The 10,295-nt window shown below is 72.5% G+C and carries 12 protein-coding genes; 6 read left to right on the top strand and 6 right to left on the bottom strand.

Going from position 1 to position 10,295, the window contains the following annotated elements:
* From AA75_RS05275 to AA75_RS05285, 4 genes are all read right to left on the bottom strand, one after another.
* Positions 1-1,676: hypothetical protein (locus tag AA75_RS05275; protein ID WP_033818575.1), on the bottom strand; the 1,676-nt coding region annotated here is incomplete at its 3' end.
* A 982-nt stretch (positions 1,677-2,658) separates the two neighbouring features.
* Positions 2,659-2,829 carry a hypothetical protein gene (locus AA75_RS49035; protein ID WP_158515440.1) on the bottom strand — a complete coding sequence of 57 codons (171 nt, stop codon included), beginning with the start codon at positions 2,827-2,829 and terminating at the stop codon, positions 2,659-2,661.
* Positions 2,829-4,001, bottom strand: coding sequence for a helix-turn-helix domain-containing protein (locus tag AA75_RS05280; protein WP_051811879.1), 1,173 nt, complete (start codon positions 3,999-4,001; stop codon positions 2,829-2,831). Before AA75_RS05280 ends, AA75_RS49035 begins: the two co-directional genes overlap by 1 nt.
* 59 nt (positions 4,002-4,060) lie before the next feature.
* Positions 4,061-4,804 carry a GntR family transcriptional regulator gene (locus tag AA75_RS05285; RefSeq protein ID WP_033818576.1) on the bottom strand — a complete coding sequence of 248 codons (744 nt, stop codon included), beginning with the start codon at positions 4,802-4,804 and terminating at the stop codon, positions 4,061-4,063.
* A 321-nt stretch (positions 4,805-5,125) separates the two neighbouring features.
* On the opposite strand from AA75_RS05285, the gene AA75_RS05290 reads away from it, so the two are divergent.
* The 6 genes from AA75_RS05290 to AA75_RS05310 all read left to right on the top strand — a co-directional run bounded on the left by AA75_RS05290 (position 5,126) and on the right by AA75_RS05310 (position 8,593).
* A complete protein-coding gene (locus tag AA75_RS05290; protein ID WP_033818577.1) occupies positions 5,126-5,356 on the top strand; it encodes a hypothetical protein in 231 nt (76 codons plus the stop codon).
* A complete protein-coding gene (locus tag AA75_RS49040) occupies positions 5,356-5,529 on the top strand; it encodes a hypothetical protein (RefSeq protein ID WP_158515441.1) in 174 nt (57 codons plus the stop codon). Before AA75_RS05290 ends, AA75_RS49040 begins: the two co-directional genes overlap by 1 nt.
* A 158-nt stretch (positions 5,530-5,687) precedes the next feature.
* Positions 5,688-6,146 carry a hypothetical protein gene (locus AA75_RS05295; RefSeq protein ID WP_033818578.1) on the top strand — a complete coding sequence of 153 codons (459 nt, stop codon included), beginning with the start codon at positions 5,688-5,690 and terminating at the stop codon, positions 6,144-6,146.
* A 3-nt stretch (positions 6,147-6,149) separates the two neighbouring features.
* A complete protein-coding gene (locus tag AA75_RS05300) occupies positions 6,150-6,668 on the top strand; it encodes a hypothetical protein (protein WP_033818579.1) in 519 nt (172 codons plus the stop codon).
* Positions 6,668-7,639, top strand: coding sequence for a hypothetical protein (locus AA75_RS05305; protein WP_033818580.1), 972 nt, complete (start codon positions 6,668-6,670; stop codon positions 7,637-7,639). The genes AA75_RS05300 and AA75_RS05305 overlap by 1 nt, the downstream gene beginning before the upstream one ends.
* Positions 7,640-8,281: 642 nt before the next feature.
* On the top strand, positions 8,282-8,593 hold the full coding sequence (locus AA75_RS05310; RefSeq protein WP_051811880.1) for a hypothetical protein: 312 nt from the start codon (positions 8,282-8,284) through the stop codon (positions 8,591-8,593).
* Positions 8,594-8,666: 73 nt separating this feature from the next.
* Here the strand turns inward: AA75_RS05310 and AA75_RS51650 are convergent, their stop codons facing one another.
* Together AA75_RS51650 and AA75_RS05320 are read right to left on the bottom strand one after the other, a co-directional pair.
* A complete protein-coding gene (locus AA75_RS51650) occupies positions 8,667-9,047 on the bottom strand; it encodes a hypothetical protein (RefSeq protein ID WP_033818581.1) in 381 nt (126 codons plus the stop codon).
* A gap of 56 nt (positions 9,048-9,103) precedes the next feature.
* A complete protein-coding gene (locus AA75_RS05320; RefSeq protein ID WP_051811881.1) occupies positions 9,104-9,583 on the bottom strand; it encodes a hypothetical protein in 480 nt (159 codons plus the stop codon).
* Between the last annotated feature and the right edge of the window lie 712 nt (positions 9,584-10,295).

Raw genomic sequence — 10,295 nt, forward strand, 5'->3', positions numbered from 1 at the left:
GCACTGGAGGTCGGCTCGGCCTCGGTCCGACGGGCGCGGACGGCCTGGCGGATGCGGACGAACAGGTTGTCAGGCTCGGGTCGGGCGAGGGCCTCGGCGAGCGCGGCCGAGATGGGCTCGGCATCCTCCTGGCTCTCGGCGCCCGGGGCCAGGCGCTGCCGCTTGGGCGTGTGCCCGGCCTGTTCAAGCTGACGGCGGGCCTCGGCTTCGGCTCGGCGCTGCTGGAGACCGCCGATCACGTCGTCGTAGAGCTGCTGGAGCTCACCGGAGGTGAGCAGTCGGACGTCATCGCGTTCGCCGCCAGCGGCCTGGACGACACCCACGACGTTCTCCAGCTTGATGCCGTTGCCCTCGGTGGCCTGGCTGACGGCGTGGTCGTAGCCGTTGTTCGCCACCAGGTGCCAGGCCCCCGTCTTGATCTGGACGCCCGCGCGGAACTCGGAGACGGCCTCGCCCTCGAAGAGCAGGTCGAGGTCGTCCTCGGCATCGTCTCCGCCGGTCAGGCCGAGCAGGGAGCGCAGGTAGCGGGTCCACTCGATTGCGCGGCGGCCCGAGGTGGCCGCCTCATACTCGGCCCACCACTCCAGGCACTGCTCCAGCGAGCCGTGCCCGGCGACCAGGTTGGACGGCTTGCCCTTGAGGAGTTCACCGATTCGGGTGAGCAGCTCGAAGGGCGCCATGTTGCCCTTCCAGGCGGTCTTGTTGTGCGCGCCGGCCAGCTCCTGGACGGCGTCCTTGCCGTCCTGGGTCTTGGCGAGGTACTCGCCGAGCCGTTCGGCGTCGGCGACGGTCTTGAGCCGCTCGAAGTGGACGCCGTGGCCCTCTCCGTGGCACTTGCAGTCGGGGATCTCGCAGCTCAGGGACGGCTCGAAGGTGGGGTCGATCGCCTTGAGGCTGTCCCTCCAGGTCAGGCGCCAGTGCTCCTGCCACTCGGCCAGGTCCTCCTCCTCCGGCTCGAACGTGCCGGTGATCTTGCGGTCCCAGCCCTTGCCCTCGGTCCGGCCACCGACCAGCACGATCGCGTGGATGTGCGGGTGGAACCCGTTGCCGAGACCGACCGTCAGCTCGGTCGCCCGGATCATGCCGATGTAGCCGATCCGGCCGCGGATGCCGTCGGGGTCGCCGTCCTCGGGCCGCCCGGCCCACGTGCCGCCGGTGATCAGGCGCTGGTAGGCCCCGGCCTTACGGACCTTGCCCCGGGCGGCCTCACGGGCTGCTGTGAGGCCGTGGGCGGCCTCCTGGAGCCACTCGACGGCCTTCTCCCGGACGTCCTCCATCGCCTTCTTCTTCTGGCCCTTGGGCGCGGCGCGGCGGGCCGCGTCGATCGCCTCCCGCCGGCGGGCCCAGGTGTCGGCCACGTTGAGCTTGGCCGCGAGGATCGCCGCCTTCGCCGCCTCCCGCTCGGCGAGGGGGGCGGAGCGGGAGCCCTGGATGGCGTCCATCAGGTCGGCGAGGCGGCTGGCGCGGGTGTGCCGGGGGGTGAACGTGACGGCGTAGGCCGACCCACCAGCCTTGATCCACTTCACGATCGCGCTGCTGATCTCCCGCGAGCGGCGGTTGCGGATCTTGGCGGAGCAGATCGGGCACAGCCAAATCCGGCCGCACTTGAGCACGCCGAGCAGCACCGAGTAGCCCTCGGCGGTCTGGGCCTGGATGGCCCCGGTGTCGGGGTCCATGACGGCCCGGCCGCACGCGCGGCACGCGCGGTCGCCGGTGATCTGCCACAGCGTTCGGCGCCCGGCGTACCGGCGGGACGCGCTGCGGCGGGCCTTCTCCTGGCGGGCGAGGTCCGGGTCGGTACGGGCGGCGCGGGCCGCGGCGGTGGTCTCCAGGTCGGCCGGGCGCGTGCCGTACGGCCCGGCCTCACTGCCGGGTTCGTGGTGGTGCTGCTTGTCGCGGTCGATGCCGTTCGTCGTGGCCGGGGCCTGCGAGAGGGGGAGCCCCCTCTCGCGCTCTCCCCCACCGCCCGTCTGCCCTCCGCCGGTCGTTGCAGCGGCCGGAAACTCTGTTGTTCTTTTCCCTAGCCGGGCCGGGTGCGGCCGGGGGCCAGAAAAGCGCCGTTGACCTGCGGAAACAGGGGCTTCAACCCCGGACACCGGGACGGGTGCTGACGCCCCGTTCTGTGCGGGTGTGGCCGGTTCGCCGGATTGGATGCGCTTTGACCGCTTTCGGCATGCGTCGGAGCAGTAGGTCGCGGCGACCTTGCCCGGAACGGCCCTGACGGCGCGTCGGCACATCGGGCACTTCGGCCGCTTCGGCCGGCGGACCGGTCCACCGTCAGCCGGGCGCTCGACCGCGTGTGCGGGAGCGACGTCCGGGCCGCTGGCCTGGGGGTGCGCGGGGTGCGCACCCGGGTGTGCACCGGTGTGCACCGAAGTCTGGTGGGGTGTTGCGCCGGAGGGCGGTTCACCCGTTACGCTGGTCAAGCGTCGGGTTCCTCTGCTGTCGTTCGCCGGTTCAGTGGCGACAGTTCGGGGGGTTCGGCCAGCGGGGTCCGGGTCGGCAAACCCGTTCCGCACCAGCCTTTGTGCAGGCGATCATCATGCCCCACGAAGGCTCAACGTGAGGCGCACGGCGCGAAAGTGGACCGTGTGACCTAGAAGACCGTCAGGGCCCGTCCCCCTCACCGGGGGACGGGCCCTGCGGCGTTTTCGCTGGTCAGTCCTCGTCAGGGGTGAGCCCGTGGCGGCGCTCCCACTCCCGGGTGCAGCTCTGCACCACGGACGGATTCATCTGGTACTCGCCGGACTCGGACGCCTTGATGGCGGCGACCAGCTCTTCCATCGTGAAGTCGCCAACGAGCTTGCTGGGCCAGGGGTAGACGGTCATCAGGCCACCTCCTGGGCGGCGGCGTGCCGGGCGAGCACGTTGCGGACGGTGGTGGCGGAGCAGCCCACCTGACGGGCGATCTCGCGCTGGCTGGTGCCCTCGGCGGCGGCGCGGATGATCTGCTGGTCGCGGGCGTCGCGGGCCGCCTCGTCTCCGGCGTCGTCGTCCTCGTCGTCGGTGTCAACCTGCTGGTCAGAGCCGGTGCGCACCTGGGTGTGCACCTCGGTGCGCACCTCGTTCGGGACGGACTGCAGCCAGCGGTCGGCGGGGAACTGGGCGGGCTGCTCGACGGCCTGGTCCTCGACCACCTCGGCCTCCGGGTAGGAGTCCGTGGCGTAGGTGGCGGTGACGACCTCCGCCGGCTCCTCGACGGCGGGCGGCTGCTCGACGGTCGGGGTGGTCGGCGGCTCGACGGCGACCGGGACCACCGGGGCCGGGGCGGCGGGGAGTTCCGCCGGCTGCTGCCCGGGGGCGCGGTGGTACAGGGAGTCCAGCGCGGTCAGCGCGGTGCTGGCGGTGCGCTCGGCGTAGGCGGTGGACAGCTGCTGGCCGAGCCTCGGGTCGTTCTGGCCCAGGCCCTTGGCGAGCTTCCAGGCCGCCTTCGCCGAGCGGGTGCGGGTGCGCTCGTTCGGGTGGTGCTGGGCGCGGGCCTGGTGCCACTCGATCCGGCGAAGGGTCTCGCCGGTCTTCCGGTCGGCCTCGGCGTCGATCCCGGTCGAGGCCACGACGATCGAGCGGGCGAGGTAGCCGGCCATCTCGGCGGCGACGGTCATGGCCAGCGGGGTCACCGCGTTGACCATGGCGTGCTGGTAGTCGTGCTTGACCAGGGCGACCACAGCGCCGGTGACCGACCCGGCGAGCGGGATCAGCCACAGGCCGAGCCGCAGGCCCGTCGGGTAGGGCCGGGTGATCAGGGTCAGACCCACAAGGGTCAGGCCCAGCACGGCGGTTGCTCCCTCGCCTGCGGCGACGACGCCGACCGCGGTTCCCGAACTGCCGAACGCCGCCTTCATGTTGAAGAACGTGGCGACGGCTCCGGCAATGCCGACACCGCCCATCACCACGAAGATCAGACCGAGCACCACCCTGGCGGGGGTGCTGATGCGCTGGTGGGCGGGGGTGCGCACCTGGTGCGCAGGGGTGTGCGGGTCATACTCGACGGTGTGGTTCACGTGGGGCCTCTCCTCGTGGACTGCGGGCCGACCCCGGCTGCACGGGGTCGGCCGCTCTGCTAGTTGGCGTGGTCGACGGCGTCGGTGTACTCGACGGCCAGCACCACGTGGCGCGGGAACCAGGTGGTCCCGTACTCGATGACGCCCAGGCCGTCGTGCCTCACTGTGGTCCTGGTCAGGACCGGCTCCCCCTGCGGCACGCCGAAGCTCTGCGCGAGCTGGAGGCCGAGCAGGTCGACCGTGAAGTGGTCGGCCGTGACGACCGTGTGGCGCCCGGTCGCGGCCTCGATGCGGGCGACGTTGCCCGGCGGGGTGGACTCGACGGTCAGCAGCTCGGGGACCAGGTCCCCCAGCTCAATCGGGAACCACGAGTGGGACATGCGGATCACCTTGTCCCCGCGCTTCACCATGCCCGTGCGGAGGATCGCCGGCCTGCCGGGCTCCACCCCGAGGACGTCGCCGGCCGGGCCGGTCGTGGGGGTGACCTCGGCGGACAGGATCAGCGCCTCGTCCTCGGCCGCGTACTGCTCGCCGCGCTGGCGCGTCCCGTTGACCTTCACCCGCAGCACGGCGGACTCGTGCGGGCGGAACCGGGCCGCGAACCCGAGCCCGGTGACCGGGGAAGCGAAGCCCTCCATGCGGAGGACCTGGAGTGCGCGCTGGGCGGTCTTGGTGGCGACGTGCCACTGGTCGGCGATCTTGCGGACCGACGGGAGGCGCTCCCCGTCTGCGATCTGCCGGTCGGCGATCAGCCTCCGGTAGTGGTCGGCGATCGCCAGATAGCCGACGGATTCGGACGCCATGTCGAACAACTCCTTCTGCGGTGACGGAGGGTCAAGCCCCTTGCAGGGGACCGGGAACTACTGCTACAAAGCTCTGTAGTACCTCGGTACCACAGCGTAGTACCTAGGTACCCGCTTCGCGCAAGTGCCATCCGCAGAACCCCGCCCGGTCACCTCTCACAGCTCCCGGGCGGGGGGCGCCAACCCCTCCGTGAAGGGACCAGCAATGCCCGACGCTACCCCGAAGCCCCTCCCGATCCCCCCGATCACCCCGGCCGTCCGCAAGGCGGCCGGCACCGCCGCGGCCCGCCTCCTGCGCGCCCTGCTGGGTGGTGAGTCCCAGTGAGCACGCCGATCAACCTGCCCGGCCTGGGCGTCATCCGCCCGACCAACAAGACGGACTACCGCGCCGACCAGCCGCTCAGCGTCGAGGCCGTGCGCGACCTCATCCGACAGAAGTGGGTCCACTCGGTCCAGGTCAGCGACGGCCAGGGCGGCGCCGCCGAGTTCCACGCCACGTGCGAGCTCAACGGCAAGGCGTTCACCGTCACCGGCCAGATCGGGGGCCGCTGATGTTCGGCCGCGACCCCGAGAAGGCCAAGGCCAAGGCCCGCCAGCGCCGTTCGGCCGAGATCCGCCGCAACGACCGCGAGGGCCGCGCCGCCCTCGACGCCCGGCCGGAGAACCGCACGATCACCGCCTGGCACTCCGCCCCGCCGCGCCGCCACTGGTGGCAGTCCTCCTGACCCCGCTGGTGCGCACCCCGAACACCCGGGGTGCGCACCTCACCTGACCTGGAGAAACACATGATCGGCAATCTGATCTGCCTCCTCCTGATCCTGGGGAACGCGGCGGTCACCTGGTACTGCATCCGCCTGCTGGCCCGCCGCGAGGGGTGGCACCGGTGACCACGCCCCCGCGCCCCGACTACGCCCCGACCCCGGGCCTGGTCACCACCTGGTCCGACTACACCCGCCAGGCCGCCCCGGGCGGCACGACCGTGGTCCACCACCACTACGCCGCCCCGGCCACCGCCCCGGTGATCCCGACGCTGGCCCCCGACCACCACAACACCGTCGACTGGGCGCGCGTTCGCCGCGCGATCAGGGTCTGCGTCACCCCGGCCTCGGTCACCGGCGCCGTCTTCTCCCCGGCCTGGGCGCACTGGGCGCTGCCGCTGGCCGCGACCAAGGGCCTGACCGTCGCGGTCGGCCTCGACGTCCTCACCGCCCTGCTGACCGGCATCGCCGTCGGCCTCGGCTACCTGCCCCGCCCGCTCGCCACCGCCGTCCTGGTCGCCGCCGGCCTCGGCACCGTCGAGCTCATCCCCCTCACCGTCGCCTACTGGATCACGGAGCGCTGACCCATGGACTTCTTCACCCACGTCGTCACCCGCGCGGGCAGCGCGTTCGGCTTCGCCACGATGATGATCACCGCGATGTTCATCTACTTCCGCGCCGGACGTCAGCTCTCCGCCCTCAAGAACCGCTCCGTGTGGCTGCCCTGGACCCTGACCTGGCTGACCATGGTGCTCGCCTCCGCCGTCACCGGCGGCATCATCGGCAAGATCAGCGGCGGGTTCACCGGCGCGGGGAACGCCGCAGGGGCCGGGGTCGGGCACGTCGCCGTCGGCCAGGACGGCGCCGGCGCCGTCCACGTCTCCGCCGGACAGGTCCTCGGCTACTCCGGCAGCTGGCTCGTGCTGGTCCTGGTCGTCGGCGTCATCCTCTTCCTGGTCTTCGCCAAGGGCTGGGGCGAGCGCCTGCTCGCCCTGTCCGGCGGCATCACCGGCGCCACCTGGGGCATCGCCTCCAGCATCGGCGGCTGGACCGCCATGGTCGGCGTCCCGCTGTTCTCCTGGATCGGCGAGAAGGTGATCGGCTGATGGCCGGGCGCAACGTCGTCCGCGTCCAGCGCGGCGCCGGGCACATCGCGGTCTTCCTCGCCCACTGGGCGGGCGGGCACACCGTGTCCGAGGAGGAGATCATCCGGCGGATCGTCAAGCGCCGCCTGGAGGCCCACACGGCGGCCGTCGCCGAGCACGGGCGCCTGGGCAAGGCCGCCCACAAGAAGGCCACCAAGCTGCGGCGCAGCGCCGCCGAGAACGGCGGGCTGGTCCCGGCGCATCAGACCGCGCTGGCAGCAGCCGAGTTCGAGGCCACCCGGCACGACGCGGCGATCAGCTTGCTCGGCGCGTTCGAGGCGCCGGTACTCGACCCCGGGCACGTGCGCCACCGTCGCCACCGGATCGCCGCCTGGCGCTGCGTGGTCCTGACGATGCCCGTGGCGGGCGTCCTGGCGGCCTCATGGGAGTTCAGCGGCATGGTGTTCCTGTGGAGCGTCATCGGCGGCGTGGCGGCCTGCGGGCTGCGCGGGGACCAGCCGTTCAAGACCGGCGTGCGGGCGGTGCCGGCCGAGCTGGTCGCCGCCACGCCGATGGTGCTGCCGATCGCCGGCGCGGAGGCCGAGCCCGAGGCGCTGCCCGTCGACACGGGGGAGTGGAAGACCGAGCTCCGCCTGTACGTCGAGCACGCGGTCGCCGCTGCCGACCTCGACGGGCGGGCCGCCGTCCACGTCGCCGACCTCCTCCACGGCCTCCAGCAGTCCGGCCGGTTCCTCGGCCTCACCACCAAGACCTTCCCCGCCAAGCTGAGGGACGCGGGCATCCCCACCCGGGTCGCCACGATCGCTGGAACCGGCGGCCTCGCCGTCCGGTACGACGCGCTCGCCCAGGCGCTCGGCCACCAGCCCACCCTGCCCGCGCACCTGGTCCCCGACCTGACCGACGACACCGAGCTGTACGTGGGGGAGACCACTCCTGTCAGCCCCTCCCCCGCCCAGAAGCGGGCCGGGTAAACGCGGTAAACCAGCAGGTCAGCCGTTTACCGTTTACGTTTACCGCCTCGTTTACCCCCTCTCCGAGAGGGGATGTGGATCATCACCGGAGCCCCCGCCAGCACCCCGCTGGCGGGGGCTCGGTCGTTCCCGGACCGACCCGGACCTACCAAACCCGTTACGAACGAGTTCGAAAGCGGGTGTCCGGTTCGCCCCGGTTCTGCACCCGCCCCTCCCCTACCGCCGGAGGGTGCTCCCGCTCGCCTCACAGCGCCTCCGGCGGGCCGAGCCTCCCCGAGGGAGGGGGGCCTCGGTGATCTTGGGCGCTGACCGTGGGTGGGTGGTGCGGGCCGGGACGCGGAGCTCCCCCGGCGGACGCCTCCGAACCCTGCCACCCCCAACCGGGGCCGACCGGAAAACCCTCCGAAGACTTTCGCCGGCTCCGCTTCGCTCCACCGCCGAAACTCCCCGGAGGGTCGACCGCCTTGACGGCGGCCGATCCGCCCGACCCCGGCCGGGCGCGGCCACCACCGCGAGCCGTCCACCGGGGGAGCTCCGCGAGCCCCGACCCTTGGGCGAAGGACGATGGCCGGCCACCGCGCGAAAGGCCGACCTCTCGCGTATGCGTAGACCGACTGACCTATTCACTGGTTGAATACAGGGATGGACACCGAGAAGCGCGTCGCCGAGACCATCCGCCTGATCGCCGCGTGGACCGGCGAGAACCAAGTCGCCCTGGCCTCCCACCTCGGCGTGAGCCAGCCATCCGTCTCCCGGGCGTTCCGGGGCACCGTCACCTGGCGCCTGTTCGACCTGGTCTGCCAGCACTGGGGCCTGACCGGCGCCGAGCTGCTGTCCGGCTTCGGCACCCTGGAAAGCGGCCACCGCCTGCCCTACCGGGTGCGCGACGCGGTCAAGCAGGGCCAGACCCTCACCGCGGCCCGCCACCTCGAAGCCCCCCGCACCGCCCGCTGACCACCCTGGGGCCGGGCCGGTACGTGAACCGGGCCCGGCGTACGTCACCCGGTTCACGTACCGCGTCTGTCGGTCAGCCGACCGTGCACCCGGCGACGGCCAAGGCCTCGGTGATGACGGCCCGCTCCCACTCGGTCAGCGGGCGGCTGCTGTCCCACTCGTTGCGCGGGTCGAAACCCCACAGCGCGACCGGGCCGCGCGACGGCTGCAGGGCCTGCTCGGGGCCGCACCCGGCGACGTGGGCCAGCACCGCGACGGCGTACGGGTTCTCGGCGAACTCCTCCGGCATGATCAGCGCGCAGTCCGACATGCTGACCCGGAGGCCGAGCGAGGCGTCGGTGAGCCAGCCCCGGCCGACGCCGTACGGGCCCATCGCCTTCTCGGCGGTGGCCTTGTTGGCGCCCCACTCGGCGCGGCCGTCGGGGTGGATCAGGATGTACACGGGATCGGTCATGGGGCCGACCGTAGCGGCCGACGGCTACGGCCTGGTCCTCTTCTCCGAACGCCGGGTCAGCGGCGCCCGGGTGCCGGCGCCGGGTGGTCGAGCAGCACCGCGAGTCCGGCGAGCAGCCGGCCCGCCGCGGCCTCCGCCTCCACCGTCTCCACCGCGTGCTCCAGGTGCTCGGGCAGCAGGTACCCCTCCCCCGTCGACGGGAACGTGCCGGGGTGGACCAGGCCGAGCACCACCCGCCCGCGCGCACCGGCCTTCTCCCAGCCGGGGCTGACCTCCACCGGCGGCTGGCACAGCAGCCGCGAGCGTCCGGTGTGCGCCTCCGCCAGCCGCCCGCCCAGCACGCTCACCGAGCAGGCGGTGACCGGCCACAGGCCGCCGTTCCACTCCCGCGAGTTCACCCGCTTCAACCCGGCCTGCTTCAACCGGACCGCGAGCGCGTCGTACGAGTCGCCGCTGTCCGGCTGCGCGACCGCCATCGACCACCGGTCCCCGTCGGCCAGCTCAACCACCGACAGACCCCACGTCATCATCGCCATGCCCGGACCGTACCGGCCCGCACCGACCGCCAAGACGACTTCTCACACCCTTGCGTCACCACCCGACGGACCACCACCACCGAAGTCGAGAACGACGACCAGGAGCACCAGCACCAGCACCACGGAACCGAAGATCGAGAACGGCCACAGCTCAGACACTTCGAGATGATCAAGGCACCGCGACCAGCCCACTCCTATGCATCACGACCCGACCGGCCGACCGGACGGCGCCCAGGTGATCGCTGCCCTGGACCGGATCGCCGCCGCAGAGGGTCCACAGGGAAGTTGTCGGCGCCCCGGAGTGGCCTCCCTGGACCCCTTGTCCAGCAGGTCAGACCCCTTGTCCGCTCAGCCGTAGCCGACCGGGCTGCAGAACCCGAAACGGCACCCGAAACGGAACCCGAAAGAGGACCCCGAACGGGACTCCGAAGAGGACCCGAAACGGAACCATGATCACGTCGGGGGACCAAGGTATCGTCGCTTCCGCTGACGATACGGGCCGCTCTCGGGCGGCCCTTTCTGCTGCCGGGCCAGGCTTGCGCGGCGGTCCGGCAGGGGCGCTCGGGGGCGGTGCTTCCCGGCGCGAACGGCGGGCCGGGCCATCGCTCGGGATGCGCGCCGGGGAGTGCCGACCGGGGCCGGGGCCCCGGGGCGGCAAGCGCCCGGGTACCCCGGGCAGCAACCCGGGTTGCACCAGCCGGACGGCCGGGTG

This window comes from Kitasatospora sp. MBT63 (genome assembly GCF_000710465.2).
In the GTDB taxonomy this organism is placed as follows: Bacteria; Actinomycetota; Actinomycetes; order Streptomycetales; family Streptomycetaceae; genus Kitasatospora.

Coding starts and splice junctions, on each gene's coding strand:
- AA75_RS49035 (WP_158515440.1), bottom strand. CDS start 2,829: ATGACCGTCTACCCCTGGCCCAGCAAGCTCGTTGGCGACTTCACGATG.
- AA75_RS05285 (WP_033818576.1), bottom strand. CDS start 4,804: ATGGCGTCCGAATCCGTCGGCTATCTGGCGATCGCCGACCACTACCGG.
- AA75_RS49040 (WP_158515441.1), top strand. CDS start 5,356: ATGTTCGGCCGCGACCCCGAGAAGGCCAAGGCCAAGGCCCGCCAGCGC.
- AA75_RS05300 (WP_033818579.1), top strand. CDS start 6,150: ATGGACTTCTTCACCCACGTCGTCACCCGCGCGGGCAGCGCGTTCGGC.
- AA75_RS05305 (WP_033818580.1), top strand. CDS start 6,668: ATGGCCGGGCGCAACGTCGTCCGCGTCCAGCGCGGCGCCGGGCACATC.
- AA75_RS05310 (WP_051811880.1), top strand. CDS start 8,282: ATGGACACCGAGAAGCGCGTCGCCGAGACCATCCGCCTGATCGCCGCG.
- AA75_RS51650 (WP_033818581.1), bottom strand. CDS start 9,047: ATGACCGATCCCGTGTACATCCTGATCCACCCCGACGGCCGCGCCGAG.
- AA75_RS05320 (WP_051811881.1), bottom strand. CDS start 9,583: ATGGCGATGATGACGTGGGGTCTGTCGGTGGTTGAGCTGGCCGACGGG.